This is a genomic window from Nitrosomonas sp. Is35 (genome assembly GCF_033063295.1).
Lineage (GTDB): Bacteria > Pseudomonadota > Gammaproteobacteria > Burkholderiales > Nitrosomonadaceae > Nitrosomonas.
The window spans coordinates 2,761,503-2,780,955 of record NZ_JAWJZH010000001.1; the positions used below are offsets into that span (position 1 = coordinate 2,761,503).

At 47.7% G+C, this 19,453-nt stretch carries 16 protein-coding genes and 1 riboswitch; of the genes, 10 read left to right on the forward strand and 6 right to left on the reverse strand.

Annotated elements, in window-relative coordinates:
- Positions 1-45: 45 nt before the first annotated feature.
- The 5 genes from R2083_RS12920 to R2083_RS12940 all read right to left on the reverse strand — a co-directional run bounded on the left by R2083_RS12920 (position 46) and on the right by R2083_RS12940 (position 6,597).
- Positions 46-768 (reverse strand): cytochrome c1, encoded by a 723-nt coding sequence (locus R2083_RS12920; protein ID WP_132429189.1) that lies wholly within the window; start codon positions 766-768, stop codon positions 46-48.
- Between the two features lie 4 nt (positions 769-772).
- The gene (locus R2083_RS12925) at positions 773-2,020 is read right to left on the reverse strand and encodes a cytochrome bc complex cytochrome b subunit (protein WP_317531650.1); all 1,248 of its coding nucleotides are present in this window, start codon (positions 2,018-2,020) and stop codon (positions 773-775) included.
- Entirely contained in the window at positions 2,021-2,629 is a 609-nt protein-coding gene (petA, locus tag R2083_RS12930; protein ID WP_132429185.1) for a ubiquinol-cytochrome c reductase iron-sulfur subunit, read from the reverse strand.
- Positions 2,630-2,848: 219 nt separating this feature from the next.
- Entirely contained in the window at positions 2,849-5,581 is a 2,733-nt protein-coding gene (gene secA, locus R2083_RS12935; RefSeq protein WP_317538668.1) for a preprotein translocase subunit SecA, read from the reverse strand.
- A gap of 98 nt (positions 5,582-5,679) precedes the next feature.
- Positions 5,680-6,597, reverse strand: coding sequence for a M23 family metallopeptidase (locus R2083_RS12940; protein ID WP_317531652.1), 918 nt, complete (start codon positions 6,595-6,597; stop codon positions 5,680-5,682).
- 33 nt (positions 6,598-6,630) lie between these two features.
- Between R2083_RS12940 and R2083_RS12945 the strand changes: the two genes are divergently transcribed.
- From R2083_RS12945 to aroE, 4 genes are all read left to right on the forward strand, one after another.
- Complete coding sequence (locus R2083_RS12945) at positions 6,631-7,095, forward strand: DUF721 domain-containing protein (RefSeq protein WP_317531653.1); 465 nt, start codon at positions 6,631-6,633, stop codon at positions 7,093-7,095.
- A gap of 368 nt (positions 7,096-7,463) precedes the next feature.
- Complete coding sequence (locus R2083_RS12950) at positions 7,464-9,320, forward strand: ribonuclease catalytic domain-containing protein (protein ID WP_317538669.1); 1,857 nt, start codon at positions 7,464-7,466, stop codon at positions 9,318-9,320.
- Positions 9,321-9,514: 194 nt separating this feature from the next.
- On the forward strand, positions 9,515-10,345 hold the full coding sequence (locus R2083_RS12955) for a TonB family protein (RefSeq protein WP_317539005.1): 831 nt from the start codon (positions 9,515-9,517) through the stop codon (positions 10,343-10,345).
- A gap of 38 nt (positions 10,346-10,383) precedes the next feature.
- The gene (gene aroE / locus R2083_RS12960) at positions 10,384-11,202 is read left to right on the forward strand and encodes a shikimate dehydrogenase (RefSeq protein WP_317538670.1); all 819 of its coding nucleotides are present in this window, start codon (positions 10,384-10,386) and stop codon (positions 11,200-11,202) included.
- Positions 11,203-11,290: 88 nt separating this feature from the next.
- Here aroE and R2083_RS12965 read toward each other — a convergent pair whose 3' ends face one another.
- The gene (locus R2083_RS12965; protein WP_317538671.1) at positions 11,291-12,649 is read right to left on the reverse strand and encodes a hypothetical protein; all 1,359 of its coding nucleotides are present in this window, start codon (positions 12,647-12,649) and stop codon (positions 11,291-11,293) included.
- Between the two features lie 110 nt (positions 12,650-12,759).
- Positions 12,760-12,846: riboswitch (cyclic di-GMP riboswitch) on the reverse strand.
- Positions 12,847-13,190: 344 nt separating this feature from the next.
- On the opposite strand from R2083_RS12965, the gene mgtE reads away from it, so the two are divergent.
- The 6 genes from mgtE (at position 13,191) to rlmKL (ending at position 19,423) form a co-directional block, all read left to right on the forward strand.
- Complete coding sequence (gene mgtE / locus R2083_RS12970; RefSeq protein ID WP_317538672.1) at positions 13,191-14,633, forward strand: magnesium transporter; 1,443 nt, start codon at positions 13,191-13,193, stop codon at positions 14,631-14,633.
- Between the two features lie 137 nt (positions 14,634-14,770).
- A complete protein-coding gene (locus R2083_RS12975; protein WP_317538673.1) occupies positions 14,771-15,817 on the forward strand; it encodes a hypothetical protein in 1,047 nt (348 codons plus the stop codon).
- An 83-nt stretch (positions 15,818-15,900) separates the two neighbouring features.
- Positions 15,901-16,554, forward strand: a complete 654-nt coding sequence (locus R2083_RS12980) for an NAD(P)H-dependent oxidoreductase (protein ID WP_317538674.1) — start codon at positions 15,901-15,903, stop codon at positions 16,552-16,554.
- A gap of 137 nt (positions 16,555-16,691) precedes the next feature.
- Positions 16,692-16,940, forward strand: coding sequence for a VF530 family protein (locus tag R2083_RS12985; protein ID WP_317538675.1), 249 nt, complete (start codon positions 16,692-16,694; stop codon positions 16,938-16,940).
- On the forward strand, positions 16,933-17,145 hold the full coding sequence (locus tag R2083_RS12990; protein ID WP_317531663.1) for an RNA-binding S4 domain-containing protein: 213 nt from the start codon (positions 16,933-16,935) through the stop codon (positions 17,143-17,145). The genes R2083_RS12985 and R2083_RS12990 overlap by 8 nt, the downstream gene beginning before the upstream one ends.
- A gap of 79 nt (positions 17,146-17,224) precedes the next feature.
- Entirely contained in the window at positions 17,225-19,423 is a 2,199-nt protein-coding gene (rlmKL, locus tag R2083_RS12995; protein WP_317538676.1) for a bifunctional 23S rRNA (guanine(2069)-N(7))-methyltransferase RlmK/23S rRNA (guanine(2445)-N(2))-methyltransferase RlmL, read from the forward strand.
- The last annotated feature ends 30 nt before the right edge of the window (positions 19,424-19,453 follow it).

The following is a 19,453-nucleotide window of genomic DNA, read 5'->3' on the forward strand; positions in this document are numbered from 1 at the left end:
TTCTAATCTTTGACTAAGTTACCTGTATATCCAGCAAATTTGATATTAATGAATATCTTTCCAATATTCTTTTTTGAGCGCATACGATAAAACTAGCATGCCTAACAAAAAGATCATCACTTCAATCCCTAATTGTTTTCTCGCATTAGCATGCGGTTCGCCCAGATAAACCAAATAATTAACTAAATCACCAACGAATTTATCATATTCGGTTGCACTCAATTGTCCCGCTTTTTCGAGTGTCAGGCTTTTTTGCTCGCCTTTATCTGACGTTTTAACCACCAGTCTTTGCTCACCTTGCAGCTGATACAAAACGTGTGGCATCGCAACACGATCAAAAACCAGATTGTTCCAGCCTGTATGAGTCGCATCATCACGATAGAATGCACGCAGGTACGTGTACAACCAATCGGCACCGCGTGCACGAGCTATGACCGACAAATCTGGCGGTACTACACCAAACCACTCTTCACCTTCTTTTTTCCGCATAGCTGATTGCATCAGATCGCCAACTTTCTGACCTGTGAAAACCAGCTTACTAAGAATTTCTTCGTTTGTATAACCAATATCCCGATGCCGGTTATAACGCATATAACTCGCGCCATGACAGGTCAAACAGTAGTTCACAAAGCTTTCCGCTCCACGTTGCAAGGAAGCATTGTCAGTTGTATCAATCGGAGCTCTATCCAATGGCATACCGGATTCACCAGCAAGAACGCCAAACGGAGCCATGCATAAGATTAATAAAGCAATCGTTATTTTCTTCATTTTTCTACTCTTTTAGTCTTTTTGGTTCAGGCTTTGTTTTATCTATCTTGCTATACCATGGCATCAAAACAAAGAATGCAAAATAAATGACTGTAAAGATTTGTGCCAGCAACGTGTATAAAGGTGTTGGAGATTTTGTTCCCAGCCAGCCCAGTACAAAAAAGCTAATCACAAAAAGTGTCAATGCTATTTTGAAATAAGGGCCTTTATAACGTATCGATTTGACCGGACTTCTATCCAGCCATGGCAAGAAACAGAAAACCACTACAGAGCCTGCCATCAAAATAACACCCCAAAGCTTAGCATCAATACCCAGAAAGTTGACTGTTACAGCCCGTAACATCGAGTAGTAAGGAGTGAAGTACCAGACCGGTGCAATATGATCCGGTGTTTGCAAAGTATTTGCTGGGATAAAATTGTTATATTCCAGGAAGTACCCGCCCATTTCCGGAGCAAAGAAGATAATCCCGCAAAATACAATCAGAAATACTACGACACCAACGATATCCTTGACAGAATAATAAGGATGGAATGGAATACCATCCACGGGAATACCCGTTTCAGGATTTTTGTTCTCTTTAATCTCTATGCCATCAGGATTATTAGATCCCGTCTCATGTAACGCTAAAATATGCACAAAAACCAAAACCAGCAATACTAAGGGTAATGTCACAACATGATAGGCAAAGAAGCGGTTCAGGGCAGCATCGGAGAGTGTAAAATCTCCCAACAGCCATTGTTGCAATGTTTCCCCGATACTCGGAATTGCTCCAAACATACTAACAATTACTTGCGCTCCCCAATAAGACATTTGCCCCCATGGAAGAATATATCCGGTGAAGGCCAAGCTCATCAGCACAAAAAATATAACCATCCCGATCAACCAGAGCAGCTCTCTCGGCTTACGGTATGATCCATACATCATTCCACGAAACATATGAAGGTAGACCACGACGAAAAACATCGATGCGCCCGTCGAATGCATGTAACGGATTAACCAGCCATAATCCACATCACGCATGATATATTCAACCGATGCAAAAGCTTGACTGGCATCCGGTTTGTAATTCATGGTAAGAAAAATTCCCGTCAGCAACTGATTGACAAGAACCAATAAAGCTAATGAACCAAAGAAGTACCAGAAATTAAAATTCTTCGGTGCATAATATTCGGACAAGTGTGCTTTCCAGTTTGACGACAACGGAAAACGTTTATCGACCCAGGCAAGCATTGAATTAAATATATTACTCATTTACGCAGATCCCTCGCTTTCAGATCCAATCAAAAGCCGACTATCGCTCAAATATACATGAGGAGGAACAACCATATTAGTTGGAGCCGGCACACTTTTATACACGCGCCCTGCCAAATCAAATTTTGAACCGTGACATGGACAGAAAAAACCACCCAACCAATCGGGACCCAGATCTGCAGGCGCCACATCCTTCCTGAATACAGGCGAGCAACCTAAGTGCGTACAAACACCCTCAGCAACCAAGATCTCAGGTTTTATTGAACGTGTACGATTTTTTGCATAATCCGGTTGCTGTTTCTTATCCGAATTCGGGTCAGCAAGCTGACCTTCAACTTTAACCAGACTTTCCAACATATCTGGCGTACGATTTAAAATCCAAACGACTTTTCCGCGCCATTCAACCATTAACAGCATTCCAGGTTCAAGCTTGGATATGTCAACTTCTACAGGGGCTCCAGCTGCTTTCGCCCGTTCGCTAGGCATCATGCTCAATAAAAAAGGCGTTGCAATCGCAGCGCCAGCAATTCCACCTGCTACCGAGGTTGCAGCCACAAGGAACTTTCTCCTGCCGCTCATCTCTTCATTAATGCTGAAACTATCCGCCATGTTCAATCATTCCATCAGTAATAATATCGTAAGTTATATACAACAAAGGAAAAAACTTCTTCCAATCCCTATTAGATTTATTTGTTAAATTACGTTACCCAAACTACAAAAGCGCGCAGTATACCACAATCGTTTTAAGGATTATAGCAATCCTGGAAGTATTTCTATTTACCATAAGATCACTTAGCTCAACCACAGCAAGATATTGTTCTTTATGATCTATTTTATTTTTCCATGACATTGCTTATATTTCTTACCTGAACCGCAAGGGCAGGGTTGATTGCGGCCTACTTTCTCATTCTGACGCACAAAGGGCGGGGTTTTATCATCCTCAGTTTTTATATATCCACTGTCTTCCGCTGATGCTTCTTCATAAGCTTCATGATGAAGTTGTATATTTTCCGGTGACCGCAAAGTGTCTGTCACAGCTTCTACCTGCTGCTCATTCTTGATTTGTACCGTCAACAGTATTTTGGTAACTTCTCGCTTGACTTCTTCGAGCATAATCGTAAAAAGTTCAAACGCCTCGCGCTTATATTCCTGTTTGGGGTTTTTCTGCGCATAGCCGCGCAGGTGAATGCCTTGGCGCAAATGATCCAATCCCGCCAAATGCTCCCGCCAATGTGAATCGAGGATTTGCAACATCACCACACGCTCGTAGTGATGCATGATATCCGCGCCGACTTGTGCAACCTTAATCTGATAATGGTCGCTCGCCAGATCAATAATGCGTTGGAGTAAATTCTCTTCATGCAGGCCGGATTCTTCTTCAAGCCACTCGCGCACCGGGAAATGCAATTGATACTCCGCTGCCAATGCCTTCTCCAGCCCTGCCACATCCCACTGCTCTTCAACACTTTGCGGAGGAATATACAGATTGAACAAGTCTCCCAAAACATTCTCACGTATCGCGGTTATCGTTTCCGAGATATCCTGCTCCGCTTCCAACAACTCATTGCGCTGCTGATAAATGACCTGCCGCTGATCATTCGCAACATCATCGTATTCCAGCAACTGCTTACGCATATCGAAGTTTCTTGCTTCCACCTTGCGCTGCGCGTTCTCAATGGCACGGGTAACCCACGGATGCTCAATAGCTTCACCTTCCGGCATCTTAAGGCGCGTCATGATACTGGCTACACGATCCGAGGCAAAAATACGTAACAAAGGATCTTCAAGCGAGAGGAAAAAACGGCTGGAACCCGGATCTCCCTGCCTGCCGGAACGTCCGCGCAATTGATTATCCACCCGCCGGGATTCGTGCCGCTCTGTACCGATGATATGCAAACCGCCTTTCTTCAGCACTTCCTCATGCGTCAATTTCCATTTTTCTTGCACTTCTTGAATGCGTTTCTTTTTTACTTCATCACTTAATTTTTCATCATGTCGTATCTGTTCTATCTCAGGTTCCGGGTTCCCGCCCAGCACAATGTCCGTTCCGCGACCCGCCATATTAGTCGCTATCGTAATCATTTTAGGCCGGCCTGCTTGTGCGACAATACTCGCTTCGCTGGCATGCTGTTTAGCATTCAAAACTTGATGCGGAAGTTTGTCGCGATCCAGCAACCTGGACAATAACTCGTTATTTTCAATAGAAGTCGTACCAACCAATACCGGCTGGCCACTTTCATAACATTCTCTGATTTCACGAACAATCGCTTCATTTTTCTCTTTCATCGTACGGAATATCTGATCCATACGATCCTCCCGAATCATCGGTCTATGTGTTGGAATAATGATGGTTTCCAATCCATAAATCTGTTGAAATTCAGCTGCTTCCGTATCGGCAGTACCGGTCATACCCGACAATTTTTGGTACATACGGAAGTAATTTTGGAAAGTAATGGAAGCAAGTGTCTGATTTTCTTTCTGAATAGCGACACCTTCTTTCGCCTCCACCGCTTGATGCAAACCATCGGACCAACGGCGGCCGGACATCAAGCGCCCGGTGAATTCATCCACGATCACTACTTCATCGTTTTGCACGACATAGTGCTGATCAAGCAAATACAAATTATGAGCGCGCAGACCTGCAATAAGGTGATGCACTAAATTGATATTGGCCGGATCATAAAGGCTAGATCCTGTTTTGAGCAGTCCAGCCGATTCCAGCAACTTCTCCGCATGTTCAAAACCGGCTTCGCTCAGCGTGACCTGATGAGACTTTTCATCCACACTATAGTCACCTTGACTTTCCTCCGTTTCCTGCCGGATAAGTTTTGGCACCAGTGCGTTAATGCGCACATAGATCTCGGTATCACCTTCCGCCTGGCCCGAAATGATGAGCGGCGTGCGCGCCTCATCAATTAAAATCGAATCCACTTCGTCCACGATTGCGAAATTAAGCACGCGCTGCGCACGTTCATTCGCATGCGCTACCATATTGTCGCGCAAATAATCAAAGCCATACTCGTTATTGGTGCCGTAAGTGATATCAGCCGCATAAGCAGCTTGTTTTTCGTCATGCGGCATCTGCGCATAAATAACTCCGACACTCATTCCAAGAAACCGGTAGATCTTACCCATCCACTCAGCATCGCGCTTTGCCAGGTAATCATTCACGGTGACAACGTGCACGCCCTTGCCCGACAATGCATTCAAGTAGGCCGGCAATGTTGCCATGAGCGTTTTTCCCTCGCCGGTACGCATCTCGGCAATTTTACCGCCGTGCAAAACCATGCCGCCGATAAGCTGCGCATCAAAATGACGCATCCCGAGAACCCGCTTGCCAGTCTCACGAACCACAGCAAATGCTTCGGGCAGCAATGCATCCAGTGTTTCGCCATTTTGAATACGCTGCTTGAATTCATCCGTCTTGCCACGTAAGTCGGTATCCGGCAACTCTGCAATAGCCGGTTCCAGTTCATTGATAGATCGCACAGCCTGGGTATACTGTTTGATCATCCGGTCATTGCGGCTGCCAAAAATTTTCTTAAGTAGATTGCCTAGCATAAGTCTCTAAATATTCCGTATGAATACATTGTCTAAAAAAACAAAGGGTGAGCATATTTCTCACCCTGCAAAAATCCTGAAGAAATCAGTGCTCCCATTTAACCCGGCTTTTTCAAAAATTTGGCTGGATTCTGCGGTTTGTCTTTATGCCGGATTTCAAAATGCAAATGCGGCCCCGTGGAACGGCCGGTATTGCCAACTTCAGCTATTTTCTGCCCCTGCAATACAACCTCTCCGAGATTCACCAGACGCTTCGATGCATGTGCATACCGCGTAACCAAATCATCACCATGATCAATTTCAACCATATTACCATACTCAGGATGCCTATCAGAATAGATCACCACACCGCCCGCAGCGGCTTTGATGGGTGCGCCCACTTCCGCAGTAAAATCCACACCTTCATGAAACGCTCGCTTTCCAGTAAACGGATCGATCCGGTATCCGTAACCGGAAGAAAACCAATCGGTCTCAACCGGCATCTCGGAGGGCAACACAAACTTTGTGATCCGGTCATGCCGCAACAAGGAATCTAATGCCCCCAGCTTATCCGTTCTTTCATCCAGCATATTGGATAATTCCTGCAACTTGAGGCTGAACTCAGAAAATGACAGCGCTTCAGCGGACAGATCATTCCGCGCACCGCCCTGTCCCGGCATTTGATTAAATGAGAAATCCCCCGATTTGATTCCTGAAGATTCCGCCAGACGCTCACCCAAAGCATCCAAGCGGAGTAACTGCGCCTGCATTTGGCCTAATTTACTCGCCATGATATTTAAATTATCTTGCAGATGCGTTTGAATCTTCTGATGCCGTTCTTCTTGCGGATTAACCAATACGGCTCTCAGAAGAGGCGCATCGATCCGATCGGCGTAGCGCAATGAAACAAAATTCAAGCTCAGCGCCACCGTCACAATGACCAGTAATAAAGCGCTCATTAATAATACAATATGGACTTTGGTTAACGCCAGCTTACGCGCTCGTTCCGAATTATTTGAAATAAAAATAATATTCATACTTTGTTTTCACTGGATATCGATTAAATACCCATGGCCTCTCATAAAGTTAACGCTTACTTTAACCTGCTTGGCAAAACACCTGAATACGCGAGCCTGTTCACAGCGGCTCAAAAACTGCATGAAGATCAATCCACATTTTCCAAGCTGATCCCAACCCAATTGGCACAGCATTGTAACCTTGGCCGGATCACGGACGGCAGACTGACTATAGTGGCCGAGAATGGCGCAATCGCCGCAAAACTAAAGCAAATCTCTCCATCATTGTTGCTTAAGCTGCAGAAATTAGAGTGGCAAGTTACTGCAATTCAAATTTTGGTGCAAGCGGATTACGCTGCCAAAAACGCAAAACCATCAGCAAGACATGGATACAACAAGAAAAAATTAAAATTAAGTTCAAGCGGAAAAACATGCTTAAATCAATTAGCCGCAACACTGCCGGATTCCGAATTGAAAAACACCATTCAGTCGTTCGTTAAAAAGCACCAGAACGATTAAATCTCTTTTTCACTTCAACAATATGCAGTTCATTGACAGCACGCGCGCCACACCTTACCGGAAGCTTTTTAATTCAGCTCCGATCTTCCTCATACCGGCGCCAGAGAATTGCTTGATCAAGCATCAGTAACATCCCGGACATCAATCAGTATCCTGAGAAATACCGGCACCATTCCCGGCAATCATGGTCTACTGTTTTTTTATTCAACCGATGTCTCGTATATAATGCAAACCGCTGAGCAGTTTTTCACATCACAAAAAAAGTCTTATAGTATTGTTTAAGCCTTTAATTTTATGATGATAATGCATTTCCTCCCGACACAATAACTGAACCCCGATTATTCAATCGACCCTGCAAAAACAATCTCATGAATGTTTTTTATGAAGAAGCTGGAACCTTTAAGATAGGCACTATTCTGGCTGACAATACAACGTCGCTGCAAATAGAGGCTGTGCATGGCAAACGATCGAAAATCAAGGCCTCGTCCGTGTTGTTCAGGTTCGATAAACCGCCTTTAACCGAATTCATGGGGCATGTACAAAAAATAACCGATGAATTGGATCCTGATTTTCTTTGGGAATGCTGCGCGCAAGAAACCGAATTTACCAGCGATACGCTGGCTGCAGATTACTTTGGCCATTCCCCGAGCCCGGTTGAATCGGCCGCGACCTTGCTGCTGCTGCAAAATGCGCCGATGTATTTCTATAAAAAAGGACACGGCCGCTACAAAGCCGCGCCGCCGGATGCACTGAAGGCCGCGCTCGCCGGTCAGGAAAAAAAGCGCCTGCAAGCTGCGCAACAAGCACGCTATGTTGAACAGCTAAATCAATTCATCCTGCCCGAGGAATTCCAATCGTGCATCTCCGGTTTACTCTATAAACCGGATAAGAACTCGCTGGAATGGAAAGCCCTCGAGGCCGTCTGTACGGATAAAAAACTCACTGCCGTAAGATTACTGGAAAAATGCGGCGCTATTCCGTCTTCTCACGATTACCATTTCAATCAATTCATCTGGGAATATTTTCCTGAAGGCATTGGTTTCGGTGAACTGGAATCACAGTCGGTTGATGATGTTCCGCTTGATTTAGCGGTAGCCAATGTTGCGGCATTCAGTATTGATGATGCCTCAACGACAGAAATTGACGACGCATTTTCCGTAACCCCATTGCCTTTGGGAAGTTTCCGCATCGGCATTCATATTGCAGCACCGGCATTGGGAATTATCCCTGAATCAACACTCGACAAAACCGCTTCATCCAGACTTTCCACGGTGTACTTGCCCGGAAAAAAAATCACCATGCTGCCAGATGCGGTGATCAATCACTTTACGTTGGCTGAAAGCAAATTGTGCCCGGTCCTGTCCTTGTATCTGGATGTATCGGATGATTTCACCGTCACGGCTACTGAAAGCCGGCTTGAAAAAATCAACATTGTCGCAAACCTGCGCAACAATGCGCTGGAGCAGCATTTCAACGAAACCGCTTTAAACAAAGGCGATTTCACGCATACCTTCAGCAAAGAATTGAGTCTCTTATGGAAATTTGCTTGCAAAATGGAAATTCAGCGTGGCAAAACCAATGACAGTAATAGCGATAAAGTCGATTACAGCTTTGAAATCAATGGCGATCATGTCACGATCAGCGAGCGCAGACGCGGTTCGCCGATCGATAAGGTCGTATCCGAATTGATGATTTATGTGAATACGGAGTGGGGCAAACAACTCACCGATGCCGGTATCATCGGTATTTTTCGCAGCCAAACCAATGGCAAAGTGAAAATGGGCATCTCTCCCGCACCTCACCAAGGATTGGGCGTTTCCCAATACGCCTGGAGCAGTTCTCCGATGCGGCGGTATGTCGATCTGATCAATCAAAGGCAACTCATCGCCATGCTACGCAATGAAGCACCACCCTACCACAAGGACAGCAACAGCCTTTTAATCGCCATGCGCGACTTTGAAACAGCCTACGGGATTTATGGCGAATTCCAGCGTGCCATGGAACGTTACTGGTGCCTGCGCTGGTTATTGCAGGAAAAGATTCAAACCGTGAACGCTCAGGTTATCAAGGAAAATTTAGTAAAACTCGATCATATCCCCTTCGTCGCGCGAGTTCCTTCGTTGCCTGAGATGGCGCCGGGTGCTTATGTCAAACTTAAATTATCTGGGATCGACTTGTTGGAACGCACCTTGCATGCGGAATTTTTGCAAAAACTGGATGCATAAAGACCTATCTTCCATAAATCTGCATGAATCATGTGACAAGCCCATTGTTGTTGCCTAAAATAATGCAATCATCTGTAGCGTATAGACTTAACTCAAGGTTTAACCCTTAGGCTGTGATCACTCAAACTCTCGCAACTTCACCTTTAGCGCTGGCTGGTTATCAGTACTTACAGAGCCATCGTCTAGTTGCCGCGATGATGGCTTCTCTGTTGTTACATGCCCTTGTATTCTTCGGTGTGACTTTTCAGTTTCCGCAACTGAAATCCGACAAGATTGCCTCATCCTTGGAAGTCGTGCTGGTTAACAACAAGACACAGACAAAACCGAAAGAATCCCAATTACTGGCGCAAGATAATCTGGATGGCGGAGGCAACACGGAAGAGGATCGCCGGGCAAAAACGCCGTTCCCGGTACTACCAAGAAACAAACCGGTTATCGCTGAGAGTATTGCGCAGCAAAAAGTTAAACAACTGGAGCAAGAAGCCAAGAAGCTGATGGCCGCTGCCAGCGAAACGCCCCAGATCGAGCTGCCCAAGGAACACAAGAACGAATCGGAAAGCAAATCGGTCGCAATCGACTCGACCGACTTACTGTTGCGCAGCCTGGATATCGCCCGCCTGAGAGCACAGATCGATCAAGACCATGACAGTTATCAGAAACGCCCCAAACGCAAATTTGTCGGCGCGCGTACCAAAGAGTACCGATTCGCCCGCTACGTTGAGGACTGGCGTATTAAAGTCGAACGTATCGGTAATTTGAATTACCCGGAAGCCGCCAGAAAAGAAAAGCTCTATGGCAACCTGCAACTGACCGTCGGTATCCGCGCCGATGGCAGTCTGGAATCGATTGAAATCAATCGCTCATCCGGAGAAAAAATCCTCGACGAAGCGGCTGTCAATATCGTTAAACTCGCCGGGCAAAATGGATTCGCGCCCTTTCCACCGGATATAAGCCAGGACACGGATATTTTGCACATCACCCGTACCTGGGTATTCGCAGCTTCCGATATGTTACTGAGTCAATAATTGTTGAGTCTTAGGAAATTTAATCAGAGATACCAGCCATGCTTGATTCTTATGCCGTAATCGGCAACCCTGTCTCACATAGCAAGTCACCGTTGATCCATACCGCCTTTGCACAACAAACGAACCAGGCCATGCAGTATGTGGCCTTGCTAGCACCGCTGGATGGTTTTCAGGCAACCGTGCAAGACTTCCACCAACGAGGCGGAAAGGGATTGAATGTCACCGTGCCATTTAAGCTGGAAGCCTATCAACTGGCGACCCGTTTAACCGAACGAGCAAGCATCGCACAGGCCGTCAATACACTTAAATTTGAAAACGGCGAAATTCTCGGTGACAACACCGATGGCATCGGGCTAGTGCGCGACATCGAATCCAATCTGGGAATTCCCATCGCGAGAAAACGCATACTGCTCCTGGGCGCGGGTGGTGCCGCACAGGGCGTCATCCTACCGTTGCTGCAGCATATGCCCTCGCTGCTGGCAATCGCTAACCGTACCCCTGAAAAAGCAGCAGCGCTACGGAAACAGTTCAACACTTATGGCAACATTGCCGCAGGCGATTTTATGTTTTTCGCCGATGAGCATTTTGACATCATCATCAATGCTACTTCCGCCAGCCTGCACAATGCACTGCCTGAATTACCCGCTAATGTATTTGCAAAGGCGACTTTCGCCTACGACATGATGTATCAGCATGAACCAACTCCTTTTCTCAAATTCGCCCTGCAACATGGCGCGCAACAGATAACCGATGGAATTGGTATGTTGGTTGAACAAGCGGCCGAGTCTTTCTTTATATGGCGCGGGATCAGGCCTCAGACAAAACCCGTCATTGCACAGTTGAAATTATTAATTTGATTCAGTTCACCAAGCATGCAGACCTAATAATCCAAGAAATACGGTGATTACGCACCTGATCGGCAAACGTAATCACCATGCAAAATCTCTAATAAACAATCGAAGCTACATTGCTGGCTGTCGATATATTACCCATCGCATCGAAAGCCTTCACTGTGTAACTATAAATAGACCCAGTAGCATTTCCAAGTGAATCTGAATAACTCGTTGAAGTACTAACTGCAATTTTTGTTCCATTCCTGTAGATGTAATACCCCGCAACAGCGATATTATCGGAGGATGCATTCCAGGATAGCGAAACCGATGCAGAGGAAATAGTTCTTGTCTTACCTTTTACCTTCGTCGTGGTTGTAGTCGATTTTAATGCCGCCAGAAGTGAAGAGGGCACAGTCGGAGCAACAGAATCCGCGCTGAAGCAAGACACTCCATCGCCACAAGGGAAGTCATTCCATATCTCCAATCCGGTGATGTGATTATCCACTGACACATGACCGCCACTATACGGATTGCTCACAAAAATCCGGGTTATAGGAAGATTGTAATCACCCATATTTGGCCCGTGGTAATCCGCTATCACTTCGCCATCGACCGCTGCCCAGAAGCGTCCATCAGTGCCACTTGACCGGTGCCAGTAAACTTCAAATTTAAACCATTTATCTATCGGCACTGGCACAACATGATTTTCTTCACTCCAGTAGTCGACCCTGGTGGGGAATACGCCACCCAAATTATCACCCTTTGTTAACCAATAGAGTTTGTCATCAGTTCCTTTCATCACAGTCACACTCATTCGATAATCACCTTCTCCAGTGTTATTGTATCCCCCAGTTTTGAGTGTGAATTGTGACCGCCAATTCGCGGACGAAACCGTATTATCCAGCTGCGTTTCCAAATTAGCCTGATACTTAAACCAGTAAGTAATGTACAAATCATTCACATCACCTATCGTCCATGGTCTTCTAATCAGCAGTGGCGCCTGTGAACCAGCTCGTCCCAACTCGCCGGTTATTTTCACTTGTTGAAAAAGCTCATTAACCGCTTCCCCTTTTGGCCCAGCTACTGATCTGATTTCACCACTGATGTAATCTCCGATCGTCGTAGAAGTAATAGGATCGACAGTAATCAGTTGCACACCCGAGAAATTTGCACCTAGAGCAGAGACCGGCCAGCTATAACCAGTTTCTTTATCTGTACCTATAATATCCTGATAAGCCCCTTTAGTAGCAAAGCCATAGGGTGCTCCAAGCGATATACCCGCGCCAAAGTTAGATTTAAACAGCAGACCGGCCGCATGGGTGACGGGAGCAGCCGCCAATACCAGCATCATGAGCACTACACCAGCACTCAGCTTGGTCATGTAACTTGTTCCGGCGTTTCTCATTAACTCTGTTGCGTCATCCGTTGCCAGCGGATTGGCAGTTTGTCGTTTCTGATGATTGAAATTCATATTAGGGTTCCTCCTTAACGTTAAAAGGACGGAACTGCGTGGATATGCTTGTATCAACATTACTTCGTTCGATACTTGTCGAATCATTGCGGTGATCAAGACAAGAGCTATCTGGCAGTCCTGCCATCCTGGGGCATTGGCCCGTTAGATCAGTGACTTTGCGTCCCCTGCTTTCGCAGGGTTTGCCTTTTTCATACTACGAACCATCTATAAGCAGGAACTGTGCCAATCAAGAATTTGCCGGTCGACAATTAATGAAAATACAATTAACAAATACATTAAATGTATTCTTATCATGGGCACGCAGGAATCAAGCAAAGAGTAGGTGACGTTTCTTGTCAGCTGGCGACAAGAACGGTCAGCGCCGCATAGTAAAAATACAAAAAAGTGGAACGACCCCGGTTAGCCGTCCAATATTTTGTTGGTGCTGACATAGCACGGACGGTTATACTTCCCGGTCATCAAATTGCAAACTATTCAGCGTATAAGCAGGCTGAATTTATTCCCAACGAGAAAGCTGCCTCACTAGCGCAAACCTGTTATGACAGAAACGGACAACAACAACGATCAGGACAATTCACCGACGCCGCTGCAGCAGGTCACGTTTCTGTTACGCAAATACAAGCTGGTCGAAGGTCTGGTGAATCTGCAGGATGCGCCGGATGAATCGCTGGCTGAATCGACGGTGCAGAAACAAAATCTGTCCGAGCTGCAAGCTTTCCTGGATCAGCTCCATCCCGCCGACATCGCGCTGATCCTCGAAGCGCTGCCGCTGGAAGACCGGTTGCTGATCTGGAGCATGGTCAAAACCGACCGGGACGGGGAAGTGCTGCTGGAAACCTCCGATGCCGTCCGTGCCTCGCTGATTACCGACATGCACAATCAGGAACTGGTCGCGGCGACGGAATATCTCGATGCCGACGAAATCGCCGACCTTGCGCCCGATTTGCCGCAGGAAGTCATGGACGACGTTTTCCGCTCGCTCCCCGTGGAAGAACGCGAACAACTACGCGCCGCCATGTCGTACCCGGAAGATTCCGTCGGCGCCTTGATGGATTTCGATGTCATCACGATCCGCGAAGATGTCCGCATGGAGGTGGTGTTGCGCTACCTGCGCATGCTGGACGAAATGCCCGATCATACCGACCAGCTCTTCGTGGTCGACCGGAATGAACAATTGAAAGGCGTGTTGCTGATCAACCGCCTGCTCGTCAGCGATCCGGACACCTTGGTTGCCGATGTCATGACCAACGAAATCATCAAACTGCAACCGGACGATGTCGCTCAGCAAGCGGCCAATGCGTTCGAGCGCTACGACCTGGTTTCCGCTTCCGTGGTGGATGAAAACGACAAACTGCTGGGCCGCGTCACCGTCAACACCGTCATCGATTTCATCCGCGACAAAGCCGAGAACGAAGCGCTGAATCTGGCCGGTTTGAGCGAAGAAGAGGATCTTTTCGCGCCGGTGTTAAAAAGCGTGCAAAACCGCTGGGTGTGGCTGGCCGTCAATCTGGTCACCGCGTTCATCGCCTCCCGCGTCATCGGCCTGTTTGAAGATTCCATCGAAAAACTGGTCGCGCTGGCCGCGCTGATGCCGATCATCGCCGGCATCGGCGGCAACTCAGGCAATCAAACCATCACCATGATCGTGCGCGCGCTGGCGCTCGATCAAATCAACACCAGCAGCGCCTGGAAATTGATCACCAAGGAAGTCGGCGTCAGTATCGTCAACGGCCTGCTGTGGGGAACCATCGTCGGCCTGTTCACCTTCGCCATCTACCAGAACGCCGAACTCGGCCTGGTCATGACCTTGGCGCTGGTGCTGAACCTGCTACTCGCCGCGCTTCTCGGCGTGCTAATCCCGCTAACCCTACGCAAATTCGGCCGCGACCCGGCCATCGGCTCCAGCGTGATGATCACGGCTGTGACGGATAGTGGCGGATTCTTTATTTTTCTAGGGTTGGCAACGATTTTCTTGTTATAAGCAGGTTAGATCAGATCTACATCACTATGCAGCTGTATTCAAACTAATCACTACCTAGCTGTTACATATTCTTAAGCATAGTAGATATACACAGGCTTAAGAATTACTCGCAAGTATGACTTTGATTGGAGGCTTATTTGAAACGTGTAAAAAGAGACCCTGAAAAATTTGAAGTGATAGATCTCTTCACTGCAATGGGGCTTAAGCACAATTACAAACTGTCTGTGCAAGAAGATGTAGATCACTTTATCAAACACATTAGTAGCTCATTGAAATCCTCTCAAGACAATCCGATTCTCATTTATGGTAAACGCGTAGAATCACTGTTCGCACATGTTGCCGGCGCCTTAGGTCAGTGTCAATTCATAAAGCAAGAAGATAGTGGAGAAACATTTTCATCGGAGCAAAATATATTAGCCCCAGATTACAGAGTAATACTTAATAATGGGCAACAAATTTTCATTGAGGTTAAAAATTGTCATTTCCCAAATATTAAATCTCCATACCCATTCAATAAGAAATACTTAGAAAAGCTCGAGAACTACGCAAATATTCATTCAATTCCCCTAATGTTTGCAATTTATTATTCCCGATCAAACAAATGGTTTCTTTTGTCAAAGTCTTCTCTCTTGGAACAGAAAACGCGTTATGTGACAGACTTTGTTAATGCTATGGCCAAGAACGAAATGTCTTTACTTGGCGATCGCACAATTGCGACAGAACCTAACTTGGTAATTGAGTTGATTGCTGATGATAATAAAGCAGCATCAATTGATGAAGTAGGGCAAGTAAATTTTATCATTGGTGATGTGAAGCTATATTGCGCTGGCAGAGAACTGTCTGATGATACAGAGAAATCTATTGCATTCTACTTAATGCGATTTGGAAATTGGAGAGAGCAAGGCAATGAAGCACTCTTTGATGGCAAAACCTTTAAGGGAGTAAGATTTACCTTTTCACCAGATTTCCCACCCGAGGATCAAATCTTTTCAATGATTGGTGAATTAAGTTCAATGATAAGCAGTGCTTACAATGAAGAAACCATTTATGAAAAAAGTGTCATTGCCTTGGATACAAAACTTGAACCTAGCGTGTTTTCGATTGAGATACCCAATGATTTCAAAGGGAGGAAGTTACCTCTATGGCAATTCATAATAAAACCCAACCCAGACTTCAAAGGCTAACAAGATTCTTAAGCAAAAATGCAATAAGTTATGCCATTTAGCTCGTCACCATGTTCTCATAATAATATGGACTTAGAATACTAATGAAATTCCTAGTTTTCCTTGGCACAGTTCGCGACAGCTCCCCACCCAACCCACCCCGGCTTGGCCTGCGAGTCGCAACAGCTTGCGTGGCACAGCTTCACCAAGGCGACATTTCAGTGGAACTGATCGATCCGCTGGATTTTGATCTAGGTATCTTATTCAAACCGCACTTTTCTTATGCGCGAGGCAAAGCGCCCGCTCAACTCCAAGCCTTGGCGGACAAGATCGCAGCCGCGGATGGTTATGTCATGGTGAGTCCGGAATACAATCATTCGCTGAGTCCAGCTTTGGCGCATTTGCTTAATCACTTCGGCAGTTCGCTGTTTTCATACAAACCCAGCGTGATTGTCACGTATTCGGCGGGGCAATGGGGCGGTGTCAGGGCGGCGGTGGGGATGCGGTCTTTTCTGTCGGAACTGGGTTGCTTGCCGGTTTCAGCGATGATTCATGTCCCGAAGGCACATGAAGTGCTCGCCGAGGATGGAAGCTTTCTCGCGTCTGTCGACGCGGAAAGATGGACGAACTATTTTGTCAGATCCTTCGCGCAGCTCACTTGGTGGGCATCCGCCGCCAAAAATCAGCGGGATGCTATCGACCCGCACAAACTGGTACCCGCTTTTAAAAAAAATCCCTCGCAAAGAAATGCTCCCTAAGCGCATGAATTGTTAAATTGCTTAACCCGCAGGTTGCACGCTGGGTATGAAAAATATCTAACGAGTGTTCAAATGCTTTAGGCCCGGGCGGATGCACCACGTATAATACAGCCCAGTTAACAATTTACCCTGTCACCATGCCCGCCCCTGAAAGCAACCAGCACCCTCAAACCAAAAACCCTTTGCAAGGCGTTACCCTGGAAGCGCTGCTGACCGAGCTGCATGCGCAGGTTGGCTGGGAGGGGCTGGCCAAAAGGATCGATATCAATTGCTTCAAGCAAGATCCCAGCATCAAATCCAGTTTGAAATTTTTGCGCAAGACGCCGTGGGCCAGAGAGAAAGTCGAGGCCCTCTATATCCAATTGAAACAAGGCAGCCATGAGTGAATTCAGTCTTAAAGGGCACGACACGATTGCATTGAACGATCTGCTGAAGATCACCGGCCTGTGCGGGAGCGGTGGCGAAGCCAAGGCCGTGATCGCCAAGGGTAAGGTCAAGGTGGATGGTCAGGTCGAGCTGCGCAAAACCTGCAAGATCCGCAACGGCCAAGTGGTGGAATACGCCCGGGAGCAAGTCACCGTAACAGGCTGAACCACCCGGTTCAAAAAAGCCAGCGCGCTGGCAGCACATTCGAGTATCCTACGCGGTTATTCAGCCCAGACCGTAAACCATGACGCAATACCAACTCTTCGCCACCACGCCCAAAGCGATGGAAGGCATACTCGCCAACGAAATCCAGGCGCTCGGCGGACAAAACGTGCAGCAGAAACTCGCCGGGGTGGCATTCCAAGGCGACCTGGCGATGGCGTACCGCGCCTGTTTATGGCTGCGCACCGCCAGTCGCGTGCTATTGCTGCTCGGCAGTTTCGAAGTGAAATCGCAGCAGGATCTCTACGATGGCGTGCAACGCATCGACTGGTCCGGGCATCTGAACACCGACGACAGCTTGGCGGTATCATTTAACAGCAAGAATAATCCGGCGATCAACAACACGCATTTCGGCGCGCTCAAAGTAAAAGATGCTATCGTCGATCAACTGCGCGCCAAATTCGGCAGCCGCCCCAATGTCGACACCGAGTACCCAAGCATCCGCGTCAATGTTTATCTGCACAACGACACCGCGCAGTTGAGTCTGGATTTATCCGGCGAGAGTTCGCATAAACGCGGTTACCGCGAAGTCAGCATCGCCGCGCCGATCAAGGAAAACCTGGCCGCGGCGATTTTGCTGCGCGCCGGTTGGTCGGACATTGCCGCGCAAGGCGGCTCATTGATTGATCCGATGTGCGGCTCCGGCACGCTGCTGGTGGAAGGCGCACTGATCGCCGGGGACATTGCACCGGGGTTACAACGCGATTATTTCGGTTTTCTCGGCTGGAAACAGCACGACCCCGCACTGTGGCGCGACATCTGGAACGCTGCGCAGCAGCGCCGCGAGATGGGTTTGAGCAAGTTGCCGGTAATCGCCGGTTTTGACCAGGATCGCCGCACCGTCGCCGCCGCGTTGCAGCATGTCGAAAACGCCGGGCTGGCGGGAAAAATCCACATTGAAAAGCGCGATATCGCCGATGCCTCCGCAGCAGAAAGCTGGGCAAAAGGGCTGATCGTCTGCAACCCGCCGTATGGCGAACGGCTCGGCGATGAAGAACAAGCCGCCTTGCTCTACCGCCAGTTCGGCGAGGTGTTAAAGCAACGCTTCGCCGGTTGGCAAGCGGCGATGATCATCGGTAACCCGGAGCTGGGTTTCCGCTTGGGCATCCGCTCGCACAAGCCGATTACGCTGTTCAATGGTGCGCTGGAGTGCAAGTTATTGCGCTTCACCATCGAGGAAAAAGCCTTTTTTGAACCGAAAGCCAAATCGCAGCAGGAACGCATTGAACACATCAGCCGCCGCGCCCAGTCCGGGCAAGTCGACAGCCAAGCGGAAATGTTCGCCAACCGCTTGCGCAAGAATTTGAAGAAACTGGCCAAGTGGGCCAAACAAAATCAGATCCATTGCTACCGGCTATACGACGCCGACCTGCCCGAATACGCGGTGGCTGTGGATGTGTATCAAGGCGAGCAGACCTGGGTCAACGTGCAGGAATACGAATCGCCGAAAACGGTCGATCCCGCCAAAGCGAATCAGCGGCTGGCCGGTGTGATGGCGGAAATCCCCAAAGTGCTGGAAATTCCTGCCGATCAGGTTTTTCTAAAAATCCGCCGCAAACAGAAAAGCACCGATCAATACGAGAAACTGAGCGACTCGCGTCACTTTCATGTGGTGGAAGAAGGTGGCTGCAAGTTTTGGGTGAATTTCGAGGATTATCTCGACACGGGCCTGTTTCTCGATCATCGGCCCATGCGTTTACTGATTCAGCAGCAAGCCAAGGGCAAGCGCTTCCTGAATTTATTCGCCTACACCGGCAGCGCCACGGTGCATGCGGCGATCGGCGGAGCGGTGTCGAGTGTCACAGTGGATATGTCGAACACGTATCTGGATTGGGCCAGACGGAATTTCGTCCTCAACGGCATTGACGGCGATCACCGGCTGGTGCGCGCCGATTGCTCGCAATGGCTGGCCGAACAAGCCAGCACCAAACAAAAACCGCAATTCGACCTGATCTTTCTCGATCCGCCTACTTTCTCGAATTCCAAGAAAATGGACGAAGCTTTCGACATCCAGAAAGACCACGTGCAACTGATCCACAATGCTGCTGCTTTGCTGGCGCCGGGTGGAATCTTGTATTTCTCAACCAACTTCCGCCGTTTCAAAATGGACATGGAGGCACTCAGCGATTGGACCATCGAAGACATCAGTGCAAAGATGATCCCCGAAGATTTCGCCCGCGATGCCAAGATTCATTATTGCTGGAAGATTTACGATAAATGAGCGTGGCTAAATTCCGCTTTAACGAACGCA